The organism is Pseudomonas sp. M2 (assembly GCF_015751845.1).
In the GTDB taxonomy this organism is placed as follows: Bacteria; Pseudomonadota; Gammaproteobacteria; order Pseudomonadales; family Pseudomonadaceae; genus Aquipseudomonas; species Aquipseudomonas putida_E.
In genome coordinates this window covers 3,219,361-3,244,001 of the sequence record NZ_JADOUD010000001.1, presented here as the reverse complement: position 1 = coordinate 3,244,001, position 24,641 = coordinate 3,219,361, and the positions used below count along the sequence as shown (strand labels likewise).

Annotated in this window: 23 protein-coding genes and 1 tRNA gene; 9 read left to right on the top strand and 15 right to left on the bottom strand. The window is 63.2% G+C overall.

Features of this window, described 5'->3' with window-relative positions; all coding sequences use genetic code 11:
* The first annotated feature begins 50 nt into the window (after positions 1 to 50).
* Complete coding sequence (locus tag IWW33_RS15045; protein ID WP_174141594.1) at positions 51 to 2,525, top strand: TonB-dependent siderophore receptor; 2,475 nt, start codon at positions 51 to 53, stop codon at positions 2,523 to 2,525.
* 95 nt (positions 2,526 to 2,620) lie between these two features.
* Here the strand turns inward: IWW33_RS15045 and IWW33_RS15040 are convergent, their stop codons facing one another.
* A complete protein-coding gene (locus IWW33_RS15040) occupies positions 2,621 to 3,781 on the bottom strand; it encodes an MFS transporter (protein ID WP_174141595.1) in 1,161 nt (386 codons plus the stop codon).
* A gap of 432 nt (positions 3,782 to 4,213) precedes the next feature.
* Positions 4,214 to 5,425: an MFS transporter gene (locus IWW33_RS15035; RefSeq protein ID WP_115273844.1), complete on the bottom strand. Its 1,212-nt coding sequence runs from the start codon at positions 5,423 to 5,425 to the stop codon at positions 4,214 to 4,216.
* Between the two features lie 180 nt (positions 5,426 to 5,605).
* On the opposite strand from IWW33_RS15035, the gene IWW33_RS15030 reads away from it, so the two are divergent.
* Together IWW33_RS15030 and IWW33_RS15025 are read left to right on the top strand one after the other, a co-directional pair.
* Positions 5,606 to 6,538, top strand: coding sequence for a FecR domain-containing protein (locus IWW33_RS15030; protein WP_080952056.1), 933 nt, complete (start codon positions 5,606 to 5,608; stop codon positions 6,536 to 6,538).
* Positions 6,539 to 6,633: 95 nt separating this feature from the next.
* Positions 6,634 to 6,710: transfer RNA gene (locus IWW33_RS15025), tRNA-Met, on the top strand.
* 204 nt (positions 6,711 to 6,914) lie between these two features.
* Here IWW33_RS15025 and IWW33_RS15020 read toward each other — a convergent pair.
* From IWW33_RS15020 to IWW33_RS15010, 3 genes are all read right to left on the bottom strand, one after another.
* On the bottom strand, positions 6,915 to 7,499 hold the full coding sequence (locus IWW33_RS15020; protein WP_174141596.1) for a D-Ala-D-Ala carboxypeptidase family metallohydrolase: 585 nt from the start codon (positions 7,497 to 7,499) through the stop codon (positions 6,915 to 6,917).
* Between the two features lie 106 nt (positions 7,500 to 7,605).
* Positions 7,606 to 8,061, bottom strand: a complete 456-nt coding sequence (rimI, locus tag IWW33_RS15015) for a ribosomal protein S18-alanine N-acetyltransferase (protein WP_012316291.1) — start codon at positions 8,059 to 8,061, stop codon at positions 7,606 to 7,608.
* Positions 8,058 to 8,846, bottom strand: coding sequence for a hypothetical protein (locus IWW33_RS15010; protein WP_046784589.1), 789 nt, complete (start codon positions 8,844 to 8,846; stop codon positions 8,058 to 8,060). Before IWW33_RS15010 ends, rimI begins: the two co-directional genes overlap by 4 nt.
* Positions 8,847 to 9,066: 220 nt before the next feature.
* Between IWW33_RS15010 and mksB the strand changes: the two genes are divergently transcribed.
* The 3 genes from mksB to mksF are packed head-to-tail and all read left to right on the top strand — an operon-like array spanning position 9,067 to position 13,869.
* Complete coding sequence (mksB, locus tag IWW33_RS15005) at positions 9,067 to 10,344, top strand: Mks condensin complex protein MksB (protein ID WP_012316293.1); 1,278 nt, start codon at positions 9,067 to 9,069, stop codon at positions 10,342 to 10,344.
* Complete coding sequence (gene mksE / locus IWW33_RS15000; protein WP_046784590.1) at positions 10,334 to 11,041, top strand: Mks condensin complex protein MksE; 708 nt, start codon at positions 10,334 to 10,336, stop codon at positions 11,039 to 11,041. The genes mksB and mksE overlap by 11 nt, the downstream gene beginning before the upstream one ends.
* Positions 11,038 to 13,869 carry an Mks condensin complex protein MksF gene (gene mksF / locus IWW33_RS14995; RefSeq protein ID WP_115273842.1) on the top strand — a complete coding sequence of 944 codons (2,832 nt, stop codon included), beginning with the start codon at positions 11,038 to 11,040 and terminating at the stop codon, positions 13,867 to 13,869. The genes mksE and mksF overlap by 4 nt, the downstream gene beginning before the upstream one ends.
* Before the next feature lie 118 nt (positions 13,870 to 13,987).
* Here the strand turns inward: mksF and IWW33_RS14990 are convergent, their stop codons facing one another.
* The 5 genes from IWW33_RS14990 to rplU all read right to left on the bottom strand — a co-directional run bounded on the left by IWW33_RS14990 (position 13,988) and on the right by rplU (position 17,678).
* A complete protein-coding gene (locus IWW33_RS14990) occupies positions 13,988 to 14,449 on the bottom strand; it encodes a CreA family protein (protein WP_039603157.1) in 462 nt (153 codons plus the stop codon).
* Positions 14,446 to 15,564: a glutamate 5-kinase gene (gene proB, locus IWW33_RS14985; RefSeq protein WP_012316297.1), complete on the bottom strand. Its 1,119-nt coding sequence runs from the start codon at positions 15,562 to 15,564 to the stop codon at positions 14,446 to 14,448. The genes IWW33_RS14990 and proB overlap by 4 nt, the downstream gene beginning before the upstream one ends.
* An 87-nt stretch (positions 15,565 to 15,651) precedes the next feature.
* Complete coding sequence (cgtA, locus tag IWW33_RS14980; protein WP_012316298.1) at positions 15,652 to 16,878, bottom strand: Obg family GTPase CgtA; 1,227 nt, start codon at positions 16,876 to 16,878, stop codon at positions 15,652 to 15,654.
* 189 nt (positions 16,879 to 17,067) lie between these two features.
* Entirely contained in the window at positions 17,068 to 17,325 is a 258-nt protein-coding gene (gene rpmA, locus IWW33_RS14975; RefSeq protein WP_008092023.1) for a 50S ribosomal protein L27, read from the bottom strand.
* A 38-nt stretch (positions 17,326 to 17,363) separates the two neighbouring features.
* A complete protein-coding gene (gene rplU, locus IWW33_RS14970; RefSeq protein WP_008092021.1) occupies positions 17,364 to 17,678 on the bottom strand; it encodes a 50S ribosomal protein L21 in 315 nt (104 codons plus the stop codon).
* 245 nt (positions 17,679 to 17,923) lie between these two features.
* On the opposite strand from rplU, the gene IWW33_RS14965 reads away from it, so the two are divergent.
* The 3 genes from IWW33_RS14965 (at position 17,924) to IWW33_RS14955 (ending at position 19,723) form a co-directional block, all read left to right on the top strand.
* On the top strand, positions 17,924 to 18,892 hold the full coding sequence (locus tag IWW33_RS14965; RefSeq protein ID WP_039603156.1) for a polyprenyl synthetase family protein: 969 nt from the start codon (positions 17,924 to 17,926) through the stop codon (positions 18,890 to 18,892).
* Positions 18,893 to 19,052: 160 nt separating this feature from the next.
* A complete protein-coding gene (locus IWW33_RS14960; protein WP_012316300.1) occupies positions 19,053 to 19,394 on the top strand; it encodes a zinc ribbon domain-containing protein YjdM in 342 nt (113 codons plus the stop codon).
* Positions 19,395 to 19,477: 83 nt separating this feature from the next.
* Positions 19,478 to 19,723: a hypothetical protein gene (locus IWW33_RS14955; RefSeq protein ID WP_039603155.1), complete on the top strand. Its 246-nt coding sequence runs from the start codon at positions 19,478 to 19,480 to the stop codon at positions 19,721 to 19,723.
* Positions 19,724 to 19,840: 117 nt separating this feature from the next.
* Here IWW33_RS14955 and IWW33_RS14950 read toward each other — a convergent pair whose 3' ends face one another.
* From IWW33_RS14950 to IWW33_RS14930, 5 genes are all read right to left on the bottom strand, one after another.
* Complete coding sequence (locus IWW33_RS14950) at positions 19,841 to 20,458, bottom strand: FKBP-type peptidyl-prolyl cis-trans isomerase (RefSeq protein WP_012316302.1); 618 nt, start codon at positions 20,456 to 20,458, stop codon at positions 19,841 to 19,843.
* A gap of 85 nt (positions 20,459 to 20,543) precedes the next feature.
* A complete protein-coding gene (locus IWW33_RS14945) occupies positions 20,544 to 20,849 on the bottom strand; it encodes a DUF6482 family protein (RefSeq protein WP_046784593.1) in 306 nt (101 codons plus the stop codon).
* A 144-nt stretch (positions 20,850 to 20,993) separates the two neighbouring features.
* Positions 20,994 to 21,482 (bottom strand): TIGR00645 family protein, encoded by a 489-nt coding sequence (locus IWW33_RS14940; RefSeq protein WP_012316304.1) that lies wholly within the window; start codon positions 21,480 to 21,482, stop codon positions 20,994 to 20,996.
* Between the two features lie 201 nt (positions 21,483 to 21,683).
* Positions 21,684 to 22,022 (bottom strand): hypothetical protein, encoded by a 339-nt coding sequence (locus IWW33_RS14935; RefSeq protein WP_012316305.1) that lies wholly within the window; start codon positions 22,020 to 22,022, stop codon positions 21,684 to 21,686.
* 163 nt (positions 22,023 to 22,185) lie between these two features.
* Positions 22,186 to 24,624, bottom strand: a complete 2,439-nt coding sequence (locus tag IWW33_RS14930) for an ATP-binding protein (protein ID WP_046784595.1) — start codon at positions 24,622 to 24,624, stop codon at positions 22,186 to 22,188.
* Positions 24,625 to 24,641: the final 17 nt, after the last annotated feature.

The following is a 24,641-nucleotide window of genomic DNA, read 5'->3' as shown; positions in this document are numbered from 1 at the left end:
TGAAGGAACAAAGCCCGAAAAGTGGTCTACGAAACCTTCAGGAGCGGTCCATGATCCACCCGTGTTCCCCCCGCAACGACAGGCTGCGCCACGCCGTGCGCGCCGCCGTGTTCGGCCTCGGCCTGGGCAGCGCCCTGGCACTGCCCGCACAGGTCGCGGCTGCACCCGCCAGCCAGCACCGGCAAATCGACTGGAGCATCCCCGCAGGCCCTCTGGCCCCGGCACTGGACCAGGTGGCCCGGCAAGGCGGCCTGAGCCTGTCGTTCGATGCGAACAGCCTGCAGGGCAAGACCACCCAAGGCGTGCAGGGGCGCCACGAGCCGGCCCAAGCATTGACCCTCGTGCTGATGGGCAGCGATGTGCAAGTGCAACAGGAAGGCGATAACAGCTTTCTGCTGATACCCGCACTGGACGCCGGTGGCGCACTGCAACTGGGTGCCACCAGCATTTCCAGCGATCGCCTGGGGGAAACCACCGAGCACAGTGGCTCCTACACGACCGGTGCGGTCACCATCGGCAAGACCGCACAAAGCATCCGCCACACCCCGCAGTCGGTGACCGTGGTCACCCGCCAGCGCATCGACGACCAGAACATCACCAACCTGACCAACCTGCTGGAGCAGACGCCTGGTGTGGTGGTGAACCTCACCGACAGCGAACGCGTGCAGTACTACTCGCGCGGCTATGCGATCGATGCCATCCAGTACGATGGCGCCACCGTGGTACAGGGCAGCGGCGGTGGTTCATTCATCCAGAGCGATTCGGCCATCATCGACCGGGCCGAGATCTTGCGCGGGGCCACCGGCATGATTCGCGGCGCGGGTAACCCGTCAGGCACCGTCAACCTGGTGCGCAAACGCCCGACGCACGAATTCCAGGGCGAAGGCAGCGTCACCCTCGGCTCCTGGGATGCCCAGCGTTATGTCGCCGATATCTCCGGCCCGCTGACAGAAACCGGCAACGTGCGAGGCCGGGTGATCGCCGTACACGATGACAAAGACCATTTCCAGGACTCGCGCCAGGAGCGCAAAGAGGTGTTCTACGGTGTGCTGGCCTTCGATCTGAATGAAAGCACCACCCTGACCACTGGCCTTGAGTGGACCAAGCTCGATGCCACCGGCGCCTGGGGCAACCTGCCCGCCGACTATGATGGCTCGCCCCTTGCGTTTGGCCGCAGCACTTACCTGGGTGCCGACTGGAACCGCTGGGACCGCAGCAACCTGCAGACCTTTGCCGAGCTCGAACACCGTTTCGACAACGACTGGTCGCTCAAGCTGATGGCCCAGCGCACGCACTTCGAGCTGGATGACCACGGTTTCAAGCAGACCTACTTCACCCGCGCCAGCGGCGCTGCCAACCCCAGCAACAACCCCTACCTGATGAACTATCAGGTTACCGAGGGCGACGGCGGCGAGAGCCTGCAGAACAACCTGAGCGCCACCCTCAACGGGCCGTTCGAGCTGCTCGGGCGCAGCCATGACCTGATGCTGGGTGTCGAGCGCATTCGCAATGACTCCTACGCCTCGGCCACCAACTTCGTATCCTCCGGTGTGTTCGACATCCGCGAGTGGGACCCAAAGACCAGCCTGGCCGAACCGGACATCAACATCACCGCCCATCCGGTGCGCACGCGCACCACCCAGGAAGCGGCCTACGCCACCTGGCGCATTTCCCTGGCAGACCCGCTCACGGCTATCATCGGGGCGCGGGCCAACTGGTATGACTACGAGCAGGAAAACAACGTCAAGTCGAACGGCAAATTCAGCGTCGACAACAAGATCGTGCCGTATGCAGCACTGATCTACGACCTCAACGATAACTTCAGCACCTACGCCAGCTACACCGAAATCTTCAACCCGCAGACCGCCACCGACGTCAGCGGCTCGGTGCTGGAGCCCACCACAGGCGAAGCTTACGAGACCGGAATCAAAGGCGAGTTCTACGAGGGGCGGCTGAACACCTCGCTGGCGTTCTTCCGCATCTACCAGGTGGGCAACGCCCTGGATGACCTGAGCGGCCCCAACCCCTGCCCGCCCAACTACACCTCGGGCTATTGCAAGGTGGCTGCTGGCAAGAACCGCAGCCAAGGCTTCGAGCTGGAGATTTCCGGCGAAGTATTGCCAGGCTGGAACGTGACCGGTGGCTACACCTACAACACCACCAAGCAACTCAAGGACACCATCAGCAACACCGGCAACGCCATCCGCACCACCGACCCCAAGCGCATGCTGCGCCTGTTCACCAGCTATCGCCTGCCGGGCGAGCTGCAAGCGTGGACGGTTGGCGGCGGCGTGCAGGCGCAGAGCGACATCTACAACCGCAGCGGCAGCGCCGAGGCCACGCAGGCGGGGTATGCGGTGTATAACGCGATGGTCAATTACCGGTTCAATGAGCATTACTCGTTGCAGCTCAATGCCAACAATATCTTCGACAAGAAGTACTACCGCCAGGTGGCGCCGACGCCGACCGGGTATTACTGGGGTGACCCGCGCAATGTGTCAGTGACCTTGCGCGGCAGCTTCTGACCCAGGCTGCCAGGCCCCCACTACCCTCAAGGCCTCAGGTGCACCTGTAGGAGCCGGCTTGCCGGCGATAGGGCCAGCACTGGCAACAACAATCCTCAGTCCGCCACTGCCCGCAGCTTACCGGCCCGCCGGTACGACTGCCGGGCAAAGCACACGAACAGCCCCGCCATGATCGCCAGCGCCATCGGCAGCCCATGCGGCGCCACATCCATCGCCGCGCCGCTGACCAGCGGCCCGACCAGGCTGCCCACGCCCCACAAAAGGCCAACGCTGGCATTGGCGGTGACCAGGTCCTGGCCCTTGAAACGCTGCCCGATCAGCACCAGCGCCAAGGTATAGATACCCCCTGCCACAGCGCCAAGCACCACCAGCAGCGGCCATAGCAGCCAGGCCATGTCCAGCAGCCATGGCAAGGCAATACCGATCGCCATCGCCACCAGCCCGCACACCAGGTGCAGCCCGGTGCGCTCGACCCGGTCGGCCAGCCAGCCCAACGGCAACTGGAAAACCATGTCACCGGCGAACACCACCGTCACCATCAGCGCCGCCACGCCCACGGCAAAACCATGGCTGGTGGCATACACCGGCAGCAACGACAGCACGACCGCATCGAAGAAGGAGAAGAACAGCACAGCCACGCACAACGCCGGGGCGACGCGGAAGAAGCCCGCCAGGCCGAAGCTTTTCTCGCCCTCTTCACCATGCTCCACATGATCGTTGGGTACGGTCAGCACAATGCACAGCAGCGCCAGGCCATAGCAGAAGGTCACCACACCGGTGATCCACGGGCTGTTGGCGCCAATCACTGCGAGCATCGCCGGGCCGAGTACCTGGAAGCCGGTGAAGCTGGTGGCGTAAAGCGCCATGATCTTGCCGCGGTTGTGATCGGGGCACAGTTCGTTGACCCATGACTCGCCCAGGATGATCGCGATGCCCATGCCGACACCCAGGCCCAGGCGCAGCAGGGCCAGCATCCAGACCGAATCGAATGCCCATTCCAGCAAGGCGATGCTCACGGTGCACAGGCTGAAGCAAAGCAGGTAGATGGTGCGCCGGGTCAGGTACCGGCAACAGGCATCGACCATGAACGCCGAAAGCATCATCCCCGCAGCGGGGATGGCCGAGATGATGCCGATCTGCAAGGTGCCGGCACCGGCCTCATGCAGACGCAACGACACCAGCGGCAGGCTGGCCCCCAGGCTGAAGCCGACCACAGACACGGCGAACAGAAGGCCCGCCAGCAAACGCATGTTCATGTACCACTCCCAGCAAACTGAAAAGACGCGCAGATACAGGCGCCCAGGCGCACGCCGGGACGGCGGACGACGCAGGGGCGCAGGTCAGTTCAGGGCGAGGTGTGGCGAGAAGGTAAAGGCAAACAGCACACTGCGGCGACGCTTGAGCACCGTATCGCTCGGCCACGCGCGACGCATGGCCTGGAGGGCAGGCTGGCGGGCGTGTGGGAGGGACTGGGTACGGCACATTGCTTTGGCTACTACGCAGGTTGGGGAAAAGAGGCGGCACTCTAGGCCAAGCCAGGCTGAGCCGTCAATTGCCGGCGCCCACAGCGAACATCAGCACTGCCCCGATAGTGGGAGCAACTGTCTTGCCCAATTTCCAGAAGTTAACACAATTACCTGTGGGAGCCGGCTTGCCGGCGATTGGGCTGCAAAGCAGCCCCTACGCTGTCAGCGCTTACCGGTATTGGGCAGAAACACGGCCAACAGGCCGAACAACGGCAGGAACGAACACACGCCATACACGTACTCGATACCGCGCAAATCCGCAACGTACCCCAGCAGCGCTGCGCCAATCCCGCCAAAGCCGAACATCAGCCCGAAGAAGACCCCGGCAATCATGCCCACACTGCCCGGTACCAGCTCCTGGGCGTACACCACGATCGCCGAGAACGCCGACGCCAGAATGAAGCCGATGACCACGCTCAGCACGGTGGTCCAGAACAGATCGGCGTACGGCAGCGCCAGGGTGAACGGCGCCACACCAAGGATCGAGAACCAGATGACCGCCTTGCGCCCGATGCGGTCACCGATCGGGCCACCAAAGAAGGTGCCGGCCGCGACCGCGCCAAGGAACAGGAACAGGTGCAGTTGCGAGCTGGCCACCGACAGGTCGAACTTCTCGATCAGATAGAAGGTGAAGTAGCTGGTGAAGCTGGCCATGTAGAAGTACTTGGAGAACACCAGCAGGCCCAGCACGACCAACGCCGCGATCACACGCTTGCGCGAGATGCCATGGGTGGCCTGCACCACCTTGCGCGCCTTGGCCTGGTTGAGATGCTCGGTGTACCAGCGGCGCAGCATCAGGGTCACGGCAAAGAACAGCAGGCCAGCCACGCCGAACCAGGCCACATGGGTCTGGCCGAACGGGATGACGATGGCTGCCGCCAGCAGCGGGCCGAAGGCCGAGCCTGCGTTGCCACCGACCTGAAAGGTCGACTGCGCCAGGCCGAAACGCCCACCTGAGGCCAGCCGCGCAATCCGCGAGGTCTCCGGGTGGAAGGTCGACGAGCCGATACCCACCAGCGCAGAAGCCAGCAAGATCATCGGGAAGCTGCCGACGAAGGCCAGCATGACGATACCTACCAACGTGCACAGGGTGCCGAGCGGCAACAGGTTCGGTGTCGGCCGGCGGTCGGTGAAGAAGCCGACCCAGGGCTGCAGCAGCGACGCCGTTATCTGGAAGGTCAGTGTGATCAGGCCGATCTGGGTGAAGCTCAGGTCGTAATTGGCCTTGAGCATCGGGTAGATCGCCGGCAGCACCGACTGGATGAGGTCATTGATCAGGTGCGCCAGCGCGCAGAAGGCGATGATGCGCATCACCAGTGGGTTGGCTTGGCTTGCCGAACCGGTGCTGGCGGTGGAGGTGCTGCTGATGGCCATGAGCTTGAGTTCCGTCCGCAGGTTTGGGATCCGATTATCAGGAAACAAATGGATACATAGCTACCTTTTTATCCCTCTATTACTGCGTACTTGCAAATGGTTCTCAATATATTTAGCATCCTCGCACCAAATCCCCCGCAATTGTTGGGCGCAAACGCCCTTTAGCGAGCACATTTCAGCATGAGCCCGATGCCCGCCACGCAGATTCAGGCCGACGCCCAACAGGAAGCACTGGCGTGGTTCTCCCGCCTGCGCCAACCAGGCTGCGATGACCGGGAACGCCAGGCCTTCGCCCGCTGGTGCCAGGCCCCGCTAAATGCCCATGCCTACGCCGAGCTCGAAGCCTGCTGGCAGCAATTGCAAGCGCCACCAGCACGGCCTCGCCCGCGCCAGGTCACCGTGCGACGCAGCCACCTCGGCAAAGGGCTGGCATTGCTGTTCCTGCTGGCGCTGGCCGTGTTGGCGTACCTGTATTGGCCACTGATGCAGCGCCTGGGCAGCGAGCTGCACACTGGCGCTGGCGAGCGGCGCAGCGTACGCCTGGCCGATGGCTCAACACTGCACCTGGACAGCGCGAGTGCACTGAATGCCGACCTGCGCGGGCGTACCCGCCTGCTGCAGGTTGTGCAGGGCCAGGTCGAGCTGCACGTGATGCTCGACGGCCGCGCCCTTGAACTGCAGGTGGACGATGCGCGTATCCAGGTATTCGGCACTCGCCTGATGGTGGGGCGCCATGCCGGGCATGACGAACTGGTGGTGCTCAATGGCAAGGCCATGATCGCCCAGGGTAGCGACCAGCGCATGGTGTCGGCGGGTGAGCGGGTGACCTTCACCGATGCCCGGATCAACCCCGTGCAGAAGGTCGATGTCAAAAACGCGAACGCCTGGCGCAGCGGCCACCTGCGCGCCATCGACATGCCGTTGGGCCAAGTCATCGAACGCCTGGCCAGCTATCAGGGCCGCCGCGTATGGATGATGGACGAACAGGTGGCTGATCGGCGGGTAAGTGGCGACTTCAACCTCGACCGCGCCGGAGAAACCCTCGACGCCCTGATTGCCGAGCAGCGCCTGCAGGTGTACAGCATTCTTGGTCAATGGCTGATCGTGCGCTGAAAACAGGCTGGGCGGCTAAGTTTTTGAAAGCGTGCAAATTTTTTTTGAAATGAGTGTTGACACAGGGGCATCACAAGGGAATAATGCGCGCCATCGGCTACATAGCTCAGTTGGTTAGAGCATAGCATTCATAATGCTGGGGTCCGGGGTTCAAGTCCCTGTGTAGCCACCAAACTTGAAAAGGGCTTACCGCAAGGTAGGCCCTTTTCTTTTGCCCGCAAAAAAGTTTGCACCCTTCTCTATCGCTTTCAGCGCACCCCCGACACCACCACTGCCAAGCCGAGCCCTATCAGCGCTACACCAATCAGGCGGTCGACCAGCCGCTAGATGACGGCGGCAAGCGCCAACGCTTTGCCGATTGGGTAATGGGCCTCGCTCACCTGGGCTTGCTGCAGAACGACGACGCCGCACTGCCATCACCGCCCCAGGTGCGATAACCCGCGGTATCGATATGGATGCGGCCTGTCGGGTAGCGCCCCAGCCCCATGCCCCAGGCCTGGCCATGCTGCTGCCAGAAGCGGCACAACGGGTTGGGGTCGGCCCAGGCCGGCAGGAGGATATCGACTGCGAAGGCACGGGTATGGGCACTGCCCGCGGCCCCACCTGCGCACCTGTTCAAGCCGGGGTCACGGTAGGCGGAGACGACTTCGAACTGGCGCAGGATGCCTTGCTTTTCCAGCGTATTGATCAGCGCCAGCGTAGAGCGCACCGCCGGCCAGTTGCCAGGCGGCGGCACGGCAAACGGTGATGCCTTGCACAGCCGCCAGTCCGACGCAGAGCGCAGCAATTGATGAATCGGCACCACGCCATACAGGCGGGCGTCCACCAGCATCTCCCGAAAAGGGCGGGTGTGATGATCCCCGGCCCATTGCGCGAACATCCACAGGTCACGCTCATCGGCCTGAGCCACGCCACCCAGCATCACGCTTGCGGCCATCAGCAGCCATTTCGTCCTTCTCATCCCCGCTCCCTCTGCCCCAGCATGAGCACGGCCGCCCATCGGGGCGGCCATTACAAGGAGTTAAGCATGCACAAATTACTGGCAACAGAGCAGGAAGGATTGAAAGTCAGTCTTCGAGCAACGTACAAGCCATCACCAGCGCATCCTCGCGCCCGCCAGCCACCGGGTAGTAATCACGCCGACGGCCGATCTCGTTGAAGCCGTACCGCTCATACAAGCGATAGGCCGACTGGTTGCTGGCCCGCACCTCCAGGAAACACTCGCGCCCATTGAGCTGATAGGCCCGAGCCATCAGGTGCTCGAGCAAGCGCAAACCCAGGCCACGCCCCTGGTTCTCCGGCTTGACGGTAATGTTCAGCAGGTGCGCTTCGTCGATGATCACGTTGATCACACCATGGCCGACCTGCTGCTGACCATCGAACATCAACCACACTTCGTAGGACTTGAGCGCATCCTGGAAAATCCCGCGGGTCCAGGGATGGCTGAACGCGGCATATTCGATCTTAAGCACGGCATCCAGATCCGCCTCGGTCATGGGGCGGAAACTGATCGATTCACTCATTCAACGCTCTTCCAGCGCGCCATCAGCTGGCGCATCGCTTTCCAGACGTCCGCCTTGCGCTGCGGCTCGTCCATCAACAGTTCAAGGCCCGGCAAGGCCCAGGCATCGCCCAGGCCGTCGAGCTTGAGTACTTGGTAATAGGCCTGGGCGTCGGTATTGGCGGCAAAGCGCAAGGCCGGCATGCCGATCAGCCAAAGGCAGGTACAAGGGGCTTCTTCAAGGCGCGCCTGGATGAAACCCTGGACGAAATCACGCGCGGCATCCGGCCCCTGGTCCATGTTGCCACGCACCAGCAGCGGCCAGCGCACCGGCTCGCCGATGATCTGCGGGGCATCTGGCAGGCCTGCGGCGCGCAGCATGTCCTTGAGCAGCAGGTAGGATGGGTCGCGGCTCTGGAAGGGTTGGCCGGTGGCCAACTCCACCAGCAGCAGGCAGTTGCCGGCGCGCAGCAGTTGCAGCGAAAAACGCGGTGGCGGCACGGGGGCCGGGCGTGGCGCAGGGGCTTGTTCCTCGGCCTCGACCGGTTTGGCGGCGGGCTTTGGCGTGTTGCCCGGGCGCGGAATTTCGATTTTCGGCCGTTCGCCGGAGCGCGCCTGGGGTGCGACCGGCGCTTCGTTGGCAGGGGCTGGCGAAGGCCTGACCTCGAACGCGGCGTGCTCGACCGGAACCTGCGGCAACAGCAGCTCGGGCCGCGACGGCGCAGCGAACGGCAGTTCGGCGCGCGGCAGCCAATGCACCACTTGCATGGCGGAAAGGTAGGCGCGGCGGCGGGACTCGGTCAGCAAGGCACGGGTATCCGGGGGGCTTGAACAATCGGGCATTCTAACGCTGTTGGCTGCCGAGCGCCGCAACTGGTCGGCAGAAAATTGCTGCCTGTACCGCCGAGGGGCCAGGGAAACCCCCAGCCAATCCGGGGTTATCCCTCATTACAGACCAAGGGGTGAAATCCTCCCCCCCGGATGCAGTACAATCGCCCCCTTTTTACTTGGCAACGAGTAGACGCCAATGATCGAACCCAAGCGCGTCCTGCGCGCCCTAGCCGAACACTGGGCCCTCATCGAGCCGCTGTGCGAGCGTTTCGACCAAGGCACCCTGAGCCTGGTCGAACTGCGCCAGCAGCTGGGCCGCCAGCAAGTGGAAAGCACGCCGCAGGACATCACCCAGCTGCTCGACGTGTGGATCCGCCTGGATATCCTGGTCCCGGTGGCCAAGAGCCCGAACCGTTTCGAGCTCAACGCCCAGATCCACGACTTCCTCGCCTACCTGCGCCGCGAGCACCGCCTGGGCCTGTGCCTGGAGATCGAGGCCTACCTGCGCCACCTGGAGCGCCTTGCCGGGCACATTCAGGATGCCTTCGACAACCGCGACAGCGATGACCTGGCGCGCCAGCTGCGCCTGCTCGACATGCGCGTGCGCGACGTGCTGAAAAAGCTCGACAACGACGAACAGGCGCTGGTCGCCGTGGCCGAACGGGCCAAGACCAGCAACCGCCAGATCCCGCTACGCCAGCGTTATGCCGAAGTCCTGGCGACCTGGGACGAATACGTCGAGCCGATGATCCAGCTGGTCAATGCCGACGGCGCCTTCGAACAGGGCGTGCGCAAGGTCGAGACCGTGCTGCTGAAACTGCTCGGCGAACAGGCGCGCCTGGGCCACCTGGTCGACGACGACATGCTGCTGCGCACCCATGCGCGCATCCTCGAGATGCAGACCAGCGCCCAGCTGACCCTGCGCCACGCCCGTGAACTGCTGCTGCCGCTGCGCGAAGAAGCGCGCCGGCACAATGCCGTGACCCGCGGCGCCGCCCTGGCCCTGTCGGTGATCCGGCGCAAGGGTATCGACGCCGTGCCGCAGGCCGCCATGCCATTGTTCACCCGGCCGCAGAGTACCTTCCTGGGTAGCGCCAGCCAGGTCGAGGCGTACGTCTATGCCCTCGCCCGCTTCGAGCCGAAACCGGCCAAGTTCCCCAAGGCGCACAAGACCCAGACTGGCCCGCTGCCGCGCGCGCCACGCACGGTCAAGGAAATGCTCGAACGCTGCGAGGATGCCCTGCCACTGCCTGACCTGATGGTCTGGCTGCTGGACCAGGAGCCCGAAGGCGCCACCGACGAACTGTTGTACTGGTTCTCGCGCCTGTCGCGTGAGAAGCGTTTCAAGCGCGAACGCCTCGAACGCCGCGAGTACACCACCCACGAACACCTGGTCAGCCTGCGCTCGTTCGCCCTGACATCCAGCCGCGAAGCGCAACCTGAAACCAACGCGAGCCCAGCCAATGCATCTTGATCTTTCCGAACTGTCCCAGCTCGCGCCGATCTTCCGCGAGCTGTTCAAAGGGTTCCACGTCAGCCGCCGCGACCCGGAGCTGTACGCCCAGCTGTCGAACTTCCAGGACCAGTACCGCACCCTGTTCAAGGCTTTGGGCTTCGAGCTGGTGTGCGATACCCGCGGCTTCTATTACTTCGTCCCCGAGCAGGCCGCCGCGCAGGTCAACAAGACCGCCCAACGCCTGTCGCTGTTCACCTTCATCCTGGTCGAACACCTGGCCGACCAGGGCCGCGACCCGATGGCGGTGCTCGACGGCGGCAGCATCGGGCGCGACGAGCTGCCCTCGCTGCTGGAAAAATACCGTGACCTGTTCCTGCAGGCTGAAGTGCAGACTGTCGACGAGCTGGAAGAAAAGATCATGCGCCGCATGACCCAGCTCGGCTTCGCCCACGAAGAAGGCGGGATCTACCGCTTCCTGCCGCCGATGCACCGTTTCCTCGATGTGTGCCTGTCGGTGCAGCAGGACCGCGACCTGGCCGCCAGCCTGCACAGCGACCTGCCGCTGCCAACGCCGGTGCTGGTCGAGGAAGAAAGCCCCGAAGCACTGGCCCGCACCGACGACCCGCTCGACCTCACCCCGTTCGAGGGCGAAGAAAGCGAAGAAGAGGCCCTGGCCCGGGCCATCCGCGAAGAGCAACAGGAGATTGACGCATGAGCCAGGAACGCTACGGCATCCGCCGCTTCGCATTGCTCAACACCGCCGGCTACAGCCTGGGCCTGTTCCCGCTGGAGCACCCGCTGTCGGTCTACGGCGCCAACAACCTGGGCAAATCCGCCTCGATCAACGCCCTGCAGTTCCCGATCCTGGCGCGCATGTCCGACATGAGCTTCGGCAAGTACAGCCTAGAGCAATCGCGCCGTTTCTACTTCGCCAGCGACACCTCGTACATCCTCTGCGAACTGAACCTGCCCCACGGCCCCCACGTGATCGGCGTGGTCGGTCGCGGGCCGGGTGGCGGTTTCGGCCACCAGTTCTTTGCCTACAAGGGTGAACTGGACCTGGATCACTACCAGAAGAACGACACCTGCCTGCGCCAGAAAGAGCTGTTCACCAACCTCGAGCGCCTGGGCCTCAAAGCCTACGAGCTCAAGCCGGACGAACTGCGCCGGTTGCTGGTCGGCGGCCACACCTCGGTGCCGCTGGACCTGACCATGATCCCGCTGCGCTCGACCAGCGAGCAGAGCCTGAAAACCTTCCGCGCACTGTTCATCAACCTGCTGCACATGCGCGAAATCACCGCCGCCAAGCTCAAACAGCTGTTCCTCGACGCGTTCGAGCACAGCCTGCGCTCGGGCAGCGTCGACTACATCGCCGCCTGCGAAGAAGCCTTCCGCGACGTACGCCGCATGGAGCAGGACTACAACGCCCTGGTTGCCGCCGGCCCCCTGGTCGAAGCCCTGGCCGGCGGTGTGGCCCAGCGCGACATCCTGCGCGGCAAGCTGCACCGCCTCTCGCCACTGCTCGACAACCTGCTGGGCACCTGGCAGGAATACGCCATGGCGCGCAAGGAAGAGCTGGTAATCCAGGCCGAGCACTACCGGGGCGAGCAGGACCGCCTGCAGAACGACCAGCGTGGCGGCACCCAGGAGCTGATGCGCCTGGAGCGTGAAATCACCGGTATCCAGCGCTGGCTCGGCGAGCTGTCGGTACTCAAGCACCGCTTCGCCCTGGTTGATGACGTCAAAGTGCTGGAGCAGCAACTGCTGGCCGCCAAGGATGCCCACGACGAGCTGGCCGGCGCCTTGGCCCAGTCGCGGCAGTTCTCTGCCGAGGACCTCGACGAGCGTGTGCGCGACCTGGAAAAGCGCCTCAAGCAGGTCAAGCAGCAGCTCGACCACGCCGACAACAACAGCTACGCCCGCCTGCGCGAAGAGTTTTCGCAGGCAGACGTCGACCGCCTGATGCGCCTGTTCAACGGCGCACTGTTCAGCCTGCCGCTGGGCGAGCGCGGTATCGAACTGGACGATAGCGACCTGTGGGTGAAATCGCTGGAAGCGGTGCTCGATGGCTTCAAGGGCGAGCGCTTCGAGGCCCCAGGCATTTCCATCGACCTTTCGCACATCGACCCACCGGCCCTGCAAGCCCTGGCCGACCGCGCCGCCCTGCGCGACCAGAAGGACCGCCTGGAGCGCGAGCTCAAGCAGCTCAAGACCCAGCAATCGGTGGCCGCCGACCGTACCGCGTCCAAAGCGCAGACCGAAGCCCTGTACCAACAGGTGCTGGATGCGCAGAAGGCCCTGGAGGACTACCGTCGCAGCGAAACCCTGGCGGCTGAAGAACCGGAGAAGATGGAGCAGCTGGCGCAACTGGAGGCGGCCCAGGACGAACTCAAGCGCTCCAGCGATGCGTTCACCGAGCGCGTCCAGCAACTGTCGGCCAAGCTGCAGCTGGTCGGCCGCCAGATCGCCGACCTGGAAGCCAAGCAGCGCACCCTGGAAGACGCCTTGCGCCGTCGCCAGCTGCTGCCTGCCGACCTGCCGTTCGGTACGCCGTTCATGGAAGCGGTCGACGACTCCATGGACAACCTGTTGCCCCTGCTCAACGATTACCAGGACAGCTGGCAGGGCCTGCAGCGCGTCGACAACCAGATCGAGGCGCTGTACGCCCAGGTACGCCTCAAGGGTGTGGCCAAGTTCGACAGCGAAGACGACATGGAGCGGCGCCTGCAACTGCTGGTCAATGCCTATGCGCACCGCACCGACGAGGCCCTGACCCTGGCCAAGGCGCGCCGCGCCGCAGTCACCGACATCGCCCGCACCCTGCGCAACATCCGCAGCGACTACGACAGCCTCGAACACCAGCTGGCCCTGTTCAACCGCGAGATCAACAAGCGCCAGGTTTCCAACCTGCAGAGCTTCCGCGTGGTACTGGCGCCGAACAAGGAAGCGCTCAAGCACATCGACCAGATCATCCACAGCGCCGGCCAGTACGAGGAAGGCGAGACATTGTCGGTGTTCGACCTGACTCAGAATTCGGAGCAGGATCACAAGAACGAAGAAGCCAAGGAATACCTGGCACGGCTGGTGGCGGCCAACCACAACCAGCTGGGCCTTAAAGACCTGTTCGAACTGGCTTTCGAGATCACCAAGATCAACAGCCAGCCGGTGATCCACGCCGACATCGACGGCGCCGCTTCCAACGGCACCACCATGACCATCAAGGCGCTGACCAACATGTACCTGTTGCTGCACTTGATGGACCGCGACCTGGCCGGGCGCATCCGCCTGCCTTACTACCTCGACGAAGCGGCGGACATCGACGAGCGCAACCAGGCCGCACTGCTGGAGACCAGCCTGCAACTGGGCTTCGTGCCGATTCTGGCGAGCGTGAAGCCACAGGTATCGGCGCATGTGGCGATCGACCTGGAAGGCGGTAGCGGGCCGAATGGCATCTATATCGACGAGGCGGACTGGAAGTACATCAGCCGACGTGATGTGGAGAAAGCGATCGTGCGCGAGGATCAGGCAGAGGAGCTGGCCTGAGGAACTGGGGCCGCTTTGCGGCCCTTTCGCGACACGAGGCCGCTCCTACAGGCATATACGTTCGCCTGTAGGAGCGGCCTCGTGTCGCGAAAGGAGGCCAAAGGCCTCCCCTAAAGTATCAGTGAGCCCAAGGCAGAATCGGAATCGCCGTCACCGCATTCTGCGGGCTGCCTTCGATCATGCGGTCGCTGTACACCAGGTACACCAGTGTATTGCGCTTCTTGTCCAGGAAGCGCACCACCTGCATGGTCTTGAACACCAGCGAGGTGCGCTCCTTGAACACCTCCTCACCGTCTTTCAACTCACCCTTGAAGTTGATCGGCCCGACCTGGCGGCAAGCAATCGACGCCTCCGCACGGTCCTCGGCCAGGCCCAGGCCACCCTTCACTCCGCCCGTCTTGGCGCGCGACAGGTAGCAGGTCACACCTTCGACCTTGGGGTCGTCGAACGCCTCGACCACGATGCGATCGTTGGGCCCGACGAACTTGAACACAGTAGATACCTGGCCGATTTCCTCGGCCCCTGCCAGCATCGGCAGCGCCAGGGCTGCCACGGCAATCACGCGCTTGAGCATGTTCATACCAGCACCAGGTTGTCGCGGTGGACCAGCTCCGGCTCGGCACTGTAGCCAAGCAGGGACTCGATGGCATCGGACGACTGGCCAATGATTTTCTGTGCTTCCAGCGCGCTGTAGTTGGCAAGGCCACGCGCCACTTCAAGGCCGTCCGGGCCTACGCACACCACCATTTCGCCACGGCGGAAGCTGCCTTGGACGGTCTTCACGCCTACCGGCAGCAGGCTCTTGTTGGCCTGGCGCAGGGCCTGAACCGCACCGGCGTCCAGCACCAGCGTGCCGCGGGTTTGCAAGTGCCCAGCCAGCCACTGCTTGCGCGCCGCCAGCATGCCGCGCTCAGGCGACAGCAGGGTACCCAGACGCTCGCCAGCCTTGAGGCGGTCGAGTACGCGTTCGATACGGCCACCGATGATGATGGTATGGGCGCCGGAACGGGCTGCCAGGCGTGCGGCGCGCAACTTGGTCTGCATGCCGCCACGGCCCAGGGCACCGCCGGTACCACCGGCTACGGCGTCGAGCGACGGGTCATCGGCACGGGCCTCGTAGATCAGCTGTGCCTCTGGATTGTTGCGTGGGTCGGCGTCGAACATGCCGTCACGGTCGGTGAGGATCACCAGCAGGTCGGCTTCGACCAGGTTCGCCACCAACGCGGCCAGGGTATCGTTGTCGCCGAAGCGGATCTCGTCGGTAACCACGGTGTCGTTTTCGTTGATCACCGGCACCACGCCCAGGTCGACCAACGTACGCAGCGTGCTGCGGGCGTTGAGGTAACGCTTGCGGTCGGACAGGTCGTCGTGAGTCAGAAGGATCTGCGCGGTGTGCTTGCCATGCTCGCCAAAGCTCGACTCCCACGCCTGCACCAGGCGCATCTGGCCGATCGAAGCGGCAGCCTGCAGCTCGTTCATCGCGCTCGGTCGTGCGGTCCAGCCCAGCTGGCTCATGCCGGCAGCCACGGCCCCGGAGGACACCAGCACCAACTCAACACCCGCCTCACGCAGGGCAACCATCTGCTCGACCCATACGGCCATGGCACCGCGGTCGAGGCCCTTGCCATCGGCCGTGAGCAGCGCACTACCGATCTTCACGACCCAGCGCTTGGCGCCAGTCACCTTGCTTCGCATCTTCTCTTCCAACCTATGTCGAATCTGTAGATACCGTGGATACAAAAACGCCGCTCCAGAGAGCGGCGTTTAGTGTACTGCAACCGGTCAGTCGCGCACGTAAATGATTTCCGGGCCGTCTTCGTCGTCCTCGAAATCATCGTCCCACGCGTCATCGTCGCCGATGTCATGCACGCTCTTGACGCCAGTACGACGCAGGGTACGGGCGTCGTCCAGGGCCTGCAGCTGGGCACGGGCTTCGTCTTCGATGCGCTGGTCGAGGTCGGCCAGCTCTTCAGCGTAGGCCGGGTCATTGGCCAAGCGATCGGCGCGGTCTTCGATGTAGCGCATCAGGTCGTGAGTGAGCTGCTCGGTGCCCTGCTTGGCGATGGCCGAGATCACGTAGACCGGGCCTTCCCACTGCAGACGCTCGACCACTTCCTTGACGCGCTCGTCGCGCTCGTCGTCCATCAGCATGTCCGCCTTGTTCAGCACCAGCCAGCGCTCACGGTCGGTCAGCGACGGGCTGAAGCGGGTCAGCTCGTTGATGATCACTTCGGCGGCGTCGGCCGGGCTGCTGCCGTCCAGCGGCGCCAGGTCGACCAGGTGCAGCAGCACGCGAGTACGGGCCAGGTGCTTGAGGAAGCGGATACCCAGGCCGGCACCGTCGGATGCGCCTTCGATCAGGCCAGGGATGTCGGCGATGACGAAGCTCTTCCAGCGGTCGACGCTGACCACGCCCAGGTTCGGCACCAGGGTGGTGAACGGGTAGTCGGCGACCTTCGGCTTGGCGGCCGACACCGAACGGATGAAGGTGCTCTTGCCGGCATTCGGCAGGCCCAGCAGGCCCACGTCGGCCAGGACTTTCAGCTCCATCTTCAGGTCGCGCTGGTCACCCGGCTTGCCTGGGGTGGTCTGGCGCGGCGCACGGTTGGTGCTGGATTTGAAACGGGTGTTACCCAGACCGTGCCAGCCGCCCTGGGCGACCATCAGCTTCTGGCCAGGGGTGACCAGGTCACCGATCACTTCCTGGGTGGAGGCGTCGATCACCGTGGTACCGACCGGCACACGCAGGAACAGGTCCTCGCCCTTCTTGCCGGTGCAATCGGTGCTGCCACCGTTGGCGCCGCGCTGGGCTTCGTGGTGACGGGTATAGCGGTAGTCAACCAGGGTGTTGAGGTTTTCGTCGGCCACCATGTAAACCGAGCCGCCATCGCCACCGTCACCCCCGTTGGGGCCACCGTTCTCGATGAACTTCTCGCGGCGGAAGCTCATGCAACCGTTACCGCCATCACCGGCCTTGACCCGGATGGATACTTCGTCAACAAACTTCATTCAAAAACCGCCTCTCGCCTTCCGACGAGCTGAATACTAAAAAACCTGAGGCTCTTGCAAAAATGAGCGCGGCGGCCCCGTACGACCGAAGAAACCCACGCCGGCAGCCCATACAAACAGCTTTGCAAGAGGCTCACCACAAACGAAAAAGCCCCGTCGCATGACGGGGCTTCTGGAGCGACGTCGCGATTAAGCGGCGACGATGCTCACGTAACGGCGGTTGAACTCGCCTTTCTTCTCGAACTTGATCACGCCTTCGATCTTGGCGAACAGGGTGTGATCCTTGCCCATGCCAACGCCGTAGCCGGCGTGGAACTGGGTGCCGCGCTGACGGACGATGATGTTGCCGGCCTTGACGACCTGGCTGCCATACATCTTCACGCCAAGGCGTTTCGATTCTGAGTCGCGACCGTTACGAGTACTACCACCAGCCTTCTTGTGAGCCATGGTTCAATTCTCCAAATAAATTCAGGGGATCTGAGCGATTAAGCCTGGATACCGGTGATTTTGATCTCGGTGAACCACTGGCGGTGGCCCATACGCTTCATGTGGTGCTTACGACGACGGAACTTGATGATGCGTACTTTATCGTGACGGCCTTGCGAAACGACTTCGGCAACAACTTTAGCGCCAGCGACGACTGGAGCGCCGATGGTGACTTCTTCACCGTTGGCAACCAGCAGAACGCGATCGAAAGTCACGGATTCGCCAGTGGCGATTTCCAGCTTTTCGATTTTGAGGAATTCACCTTCAGCGACTTTGTACTGCTTGCCGCCGGTAACGATTACTGCGTAAGACATGGGTATTTCTCCGATAATCCTGCTCACCCAGCGCTTTATATGATGAGTATTGGCTGGCATGGCTGCACAGGGCTGGAACGGCCCGGCGCAATTGCGTAAGGCAGGTGCTGCCCAGGAAGTTAGGGTGCGCGATTGTACGCAACCCGGGTTTTGCTTGCAAGTACCGGCCCCGCTCACCGGGCGGCGCGCCTTGACACACCGGGACCCGCGACCTAGCATGCCGCGCAACCTCACTGGAGCAGCCGATGCAACCCCAAACCTTCTACCGCGCGGTAGCTGACGATTTCAGCGCCGTCGACGAGATCATCAAGAAGCAGCTGACCTCGCGCGTGCCGCTGGTATCGAAGATCGGCGACTATATCACGTCGGCCGGCGGCAAGCGCCTGCGCCCCCTGCTGGTGCTGCTGTGTGGCAAGGCCCTGGGCCGCGAGGGTGACGACCTGCGCCTGCTCGCCGCAACCATCGAGTTCCTGCACACCGCCACCCTGCTGCACGACGATGTGGTCGACATGTCCGGCATGCGCCGCGGCCGCTCCACCGCCAATGCCCTGTGGGGCAACGCACCGAGCGTGCTGGTGGGCGACTTCCTTTATTCGCGCTCGTTCGAAATGATGGTCGAGCTGGGCTCCATGCCGGTCATGCAGATCCTCTCCAAGGCCACCCGGGTGATCGCCGAAGGCGAAGTGCTGCAGCTGTCGCGCGTGCGCGATGCCAGCACCACCGAAGAGGTGTACATGGAGGTCATCCGCGGCAAGACCGCCATGCTGTTCGAGGCTTCGACCCACAGCGCAGCCGCGCTGGCCGGTGCCACCGACGAGCAGCGCGAGGCCCTGCGCACCTTCGGCGACCACCTGGGCGTGGCCTTCCAGCTGGTCGACGACCTGCTGGACTACAAAGGCGATTCGCAGACCCTAGGCAAGAACGTCGGCGACGACCTGGCCGAAGGCAAGCCAACCCTGCCGCTGATCTACACCATGCGTGAAGGCACGCCAGAGCAGGCTGCACTGGTGCGCAAGGCGATCCAGAAGGGTGGCCTGGAAGACCTGGAGCAGATCCGCGTGGCGGTCGAAGCTTCGGGTGCGCTGGACTACACCGCGCAGCTGGCACGTGATTACGTGAAGCGGGCCATTGAGTGCCTGGAAGTGCTGCCGGCCAGCCAATACCGGGATGCACTGGTCGAGCTGAGTGAGTTTGCGGTAGCGCGCACACACTAAGATCGCGCCACCCTCTTCGCGGGCAAGCCCGCTCCACAGGATCCGCGTGGTTCCAGAGGAGCAGGCTTGCCCGCGATGCATTTGTACGGACAAAAACACTTCCCCGTTAAAACCTTATACAATATGGGCCTTTAACCGTCTGTCTGTTTAAGGAACCGAAGTGAGCACTTTGCCGCCCTGCCCCAAATGCAATTCTGAATACACCTACGAGGATGGCACCCAGCTGATCTGCCCCGAATGCGCCCACGAGTGGTCGGCCAACGGCGAAGCCGATGCCGGCAGCGATGACGTGGTGAAAAAGGATTCGGTGGGCAACGTGCTGCAGGACGGCGACACCGTCACCGTGATCAAGGACCTCAAGGTCAAAGGCTCCTCCCTGGTGGTCAAGGTCGGCACCAAGGTCAAGAACATCCGCCTGTGCGACGGCGACCACGACATCGACTGCAAGATCGACGGCATTGGCGCCATGAAGCTGAAGTCGGAATTCGTGCGCAAGGTCTGATTACATAAAAAACAGCCAATAGTCTCTTGCTATTTTGATAATAAGAATTATTCTCATTGGACTGCTATCCAAGGAGAATAGCCATGACTTATCTGATCGACGCCTGGCTGGACCGCCCCCACCCTTACCTGCGCATCCTGCATCGCGAAACCGGCGAAGTGTGCGCCATGCTCGAAGAAGAAGCGCTCGACGAGCTGCGTGACCAGGGCGACCTGGACATGAGCGGGCTGAATTCGAGTGAGCCGGTGGTGCTCAAGGAGCTGGTGCGCAATCTGTTCCTGTTTTGCTATGCGCGAGCATTGCGCCCGGTGGGAACAGACTGGAATTGATCGGCATAGCGAGGGCTTTGCCCTCGTTCGCGACACAAGGCCGCCCCTACAAGAGCATCATGGGCCTGTAGGAGCGGCCTTGTGTCGCGAATGGGCCGCAAAGCGGCCCCAGAGGCATTACAGAACGTCGAGCAGCTCGACGTCGAATACCAGCACGCTGTGCGGCGGGATGCTGCCAACGCCTTGGGCGCCGTAGGCAAGCTCGCTCGGCACATACAGGCGCCATTTGCTGCCAGCGTTCATCAGCTGCAGGGCTTCGGTCCAGCCAGCGATCACGCCACCGACCGGGAATTCAGCCGGCTGGCCACGCTCGTAGGAGCTGTCGAACACGGTGCCGTCGATCAGCGTGCCGTGGTAGTGGGTACGCACGTTGCTTTCGCGGGTCGGCTTGGCGCCTTCGCCAGCGGTCAGCACTTCGAACTGCAGGCCCGAAGCGAGGGTGGTGATGCCTTCACGCTTGGCGTTCTCGGCCAGGAATTCCTTGCCGGTGGCAGCCGCAGCTTCAGCCTTGGCAGCAGCTTCTGCTTGCATCACGTCACGGATGACCTTGAAGCTGGCCGACAGGTCGGCTTCGCTGACGCGGCTGTCGGCACCGTTGAAGGCGTCGGTCAGGCCGGCCACGATCGCTTCCAGGTTGACGCCCGGTGGCGGGTTGTCGCGCAGCTGGCCGCCCAGCTGACGGCCGATGCCGTAGCTTACGCGGGTTTCGTCGGTGGACAGGTTGAGTTCGGACATTGTCGTGCTCCACTGCAGGGCGCAGTGCAGCCGCGCCCTTGATGAAAAGGGCGAGCAGCCTAGCACACTGGGAAGCTGCGAGCAGCTACCAGGCCGAACGCTGGGAAATGGGTACCTTGAGGTCTTCTTCGGGGTGCGAACCCATGCCGCACATTTCGTCCTGCACAGACCAGTGCACCAGGTTCATCGAGACCATCGGGATGGCTTGCAGCAACTTGCGGGCGTCTTCCACCGAGTGCACGCGCAGGCGTTCACCGCGGGTATCGGCAAGGGGGTGGGCGTGGCCCTTGATGCGGGCCTCGAGCAGATAATCACCACCTTCGATGGCGATCAGGTTCACTTCGTCGACATGGCCGGCCCTGGCCTCGGTATTGAGCTGATGCAGGTTCATGAGAGCACCTCGCTGCTGGAACCAGGCATGAGTGCTCATTTTTCGTACAGGACCAGGGAATACACAAGGCATTGCTGACGCCGCTCGTCAGTTGGGCCGCGCTGGCCCCAGCACCGGTACGCCGGCGATGGGGCCCGAAAGCACTCAGTGCTTGGTGACTTTGTCCAGGTAGCCCATGCAGAACGCCGACACCACGAAGGTCATGTGGATGATCACGTACCACATCAGGTAGTCGGTAGAAATGTTCTGCGCGTCCATGAACACCCGCAGCAGGTGGATGGAGGAAATGGCCACGATCGAGGCGGCGACCTTCATCTTCAGCGACGAAGAGTCCATCTTGCCCAGCCAGTTGAGCTTCTCCTTGCTGTCGTCGATGTCCAGCTGCGAGACGAAGTTCTCGTAGCCGGAGATCATCACCATGACCAGCAGGCCGCCCACCAGCGACATGTCGATCAGCGACAGGATCACCAGGATCAGGTCGGCTTCGCTCAGGGCAAAGACGTTGGGCAGGACGTGGATTACTTCCTGGAAAAACTTCAGCGCCAAGGCCAACAGGCCGAGGGACAGGCCGAAGTAGATGGGGGCGAGCAGCCAGCGCGAGGCATACATCGCGTTTTCGAGAATACGTTCCATGGAGGGTTGGGACTCGTCAGGTGACTAAAAAAGCGACGCCGAGTATAGCCAGCCACCTGTTACAGCAAAAGCCCGGCCTGAAGGGGGCTGCCGTGCAGCGCAACCGCCGACAAGCCGGCTACCTCAGGTACACCACTGCCTTGGTAAGCAGTGAGGCCCCAGTGCGAGCCGGCTTGCCGGCGATTGGGCCAGAAGAGGCGCTCAGGTTTCAGGATGGAACTGGTAATCCCCCAGGTTGCGACAACGTTCACCGTTGATCCGGCGCAACTGCGCCTGCAGGTGCAGGCACCAGATCTGCGGATCCTCGGCCACCTGGTACCCATGCAGGGTCAGGCTGTCGACAATGGCGTTGAGCACCGACTCGGCCACCAACGGCCCATGGAACGGCCCTTGGGCCTTGATGGCTGAGGGTTGTTCACCGGCCATGCCGGCAGCGAACAGCAAGGTCCACATGCCGTTATCACCGGCCAGCGGGCGAATGCTGCATTCGATACGCGTCACCAGGCCCAGGCACTGGCGAGTGAGGCAGAGGTTGCGCATGGCCGCGTCCCCCTCCAATAAGCCGTATTCAGCTCGAAACGTTCGGGCTGTTTCCATCCTGAACCCTGATACCGTCCTAAGTTCCAGCATAGAATAGCGGCGCAAAAAGATGGAAAACCGGCGCTGAACGGTAGCACATGGCCGCTAGCGCCGATTTATTGACTCAGGCTGGCTTGGCCTGGGCAATCACCTCTTCCAGGCGTTCCTTTTCCGCCTTCTCGATGTCTTCCTCGCTGATCATCTCGGCGATCTCGCGCAAGCGCTCGACCACCCGGGCGTTGACGCTGCCTTCGGTGAACTGGCCCTGCTCGTCCTGCTCCCCGGCGTCCTCACCCACCAGCAGGCTCAGCGCCTCGTCAGCCTGGCTGACCGCATAGACGTGGAACACGCCGTTCTCGACCGCCTGCAGCACACGCTCATCGAGCATCAGTGTGGCCACGTTGGCGCGCGGGATGATCACACCCTGCTCGCCCGTCAGGCCACGGGCCTCACACAGGCGGAAGAAGCCTTCGATCTTCTCGTTGACCCCACCCACCGCCTGCACTTCACCAAACTGGTTGATCGAGCCGGTGATCGCGAAGCACTGTTTGAGCGGGGTGCGCGACAATGCCGAGATCAGCGTGCACGCCTCACCCAGCGAGGCACTGTCACCGTCCACATAGCCGTAGGACTGCTCCAGGGCGATGCTCGCGGAAATCGCCAAGGGGAATTCCTGGGCATAGCGGCTGCCCAGGTAACCGGTGAGGATCATCACCCCCTTGGAGTGGATCGGCTGGCCCAGGTTGACCTCGCGCTCGATGTCGACGATGCCGCTGCCGCCCGGGTAGACGGTGGCGGAAATGCGCGCTGGCATGCCGAACGCCGAGTCGCCGACCTCCAGCACGGTCAGGCCGTTGCACTTGCCGATAGCGGCGCCTTCGGTGTCGATCAGAATGATGCCGGCGAGCATGTCGTCGAGCACGCGCTGCGAAACGCGCCCGGTGCGGGTGGCCTTGGCCTTGAGCGCACGCTCGATATGCCCGGCGTCAGTCATCTCGTCACTGGCCAGCTGGCGGATGAAATCGGCCTCGCTGACCAGCTGGAACAGGTCACCGATACGCGCCGACAGGCGCGACTGGTTTTCCGCCAGGCGCGCGCTGTAGGTGGCCAGGCGCGCCACCGCATCGCTGGTCAGCGGCGCCATGCCCTCCTCGTTGGTGCGGGTGCGCAACAGCTGGGCGAACTGCTCGAGGTTCTCGTCGACCATCGGCATGTCTTCGTCGAAATCCACCAGCACCCGGAACATCTCCTGGAAGTCCGGGTCATGGTCCTGCAACGCGTAGTACAGCTGACGCGAGCCGATGATCACCAGCTTGACGTTGAGCGGGATCATCTGCGGCGTCAGGCTGACGCTGGCGACACGACCCAGCTCACCGATCGGCGACTCCATCTTCAACTTGCGCGACTGCAGGGCGCGCTTGAGCGCATCCCAGACGAACGGCTCGCCGAGCATCTTCTCCGCTTCAAGGATCAGGAAGCCACCGTTGGCACGGTGCAGCGCGCCTGGGCGCAGTTGGCGGTAGGAGGTGTACAGCGCCCCTTGGTCGGTGCTGTATTCGATCCGCCCGAACAGGTTGTCGTAAGTCGGGTGCGGTTCGAACACCACAGGTGCGCCACCGACGGCGTGGTGGCCGACCACCAGGCTTGGGGCGTATTGCTCTTCGAGCAGCTTGCGCGCCACGGCGTCGGTCTTGCTGTCATCGACCAGTTGCTCGACCACGGTACGCAGCAGGTTCAACTGCACCGATTGCAGGTAGGCGCACACCGCTGCGTTCTCGGCGTACTTTTCCGACAGCGGCGCCAGCAATGGCTGCAGCGCCAGGGTAATGGTTTCTTCGTTGAGCTGGCGCAGGTGGTTGTTCGACTCGCGCTTCCACTGTGGCAGGCTTGCCAGTTCTTCATTGAGGCGCTCTTCAAGGAAGGCGATGTCCTCGTGGAACTGCTCGCGGACTTCTTCCGGCAGCTGGGCGAATTCGGCTTCGTCCAGGGCCTTGCCGTCGGCCATCGGGGTGAAGGCGACATTGCTGGCGTCGCGGTACAGGGCCACGTCCTTTTCCAGCGAGGCGCGCTCGATGACATCCAGGGCGCGGTCGTAACGCTGGTTGAAGGCGCGGTCGATGGCGCCCTTCTTCTGCTGGTAGGACGGGTGCTCGAACACCGCCGGGAAGGTCGCCAGCAGGTTGTCGATCAGGCCGCCCATGTCGCTGATGAATTCTGCGGCGCTGCCCGACGGCAGCTCCAGTGCCCGTGGCTCGCGGGTGTCATCGAAGTGGTTGACGTAGACCCAGTCGGCCGGGGTCTGCTGGCGCTTGCCCTCGGCCTTGAGGTAGCGCTTGACGAACGAGAAGCGCCCGGTGCCGGGCTCGCCCATCACATACACGTTGTAACCAGGGCGTGGCATGGCCACGCCGAACTGCAGGGCCTCGACAGCACGTTCCTGGCCCAGGACTCCGCGAAACGGCTCCAGATCGTCGGTATTGGCAAAGGCAAACTGCTCGGGGGAAAAACGCCTGGTCAAAGCTTCAGGCGCGAGACGCAGGCGCGCAGCGACGGGATCGGGCATTGGGTTTCCTTACTTCG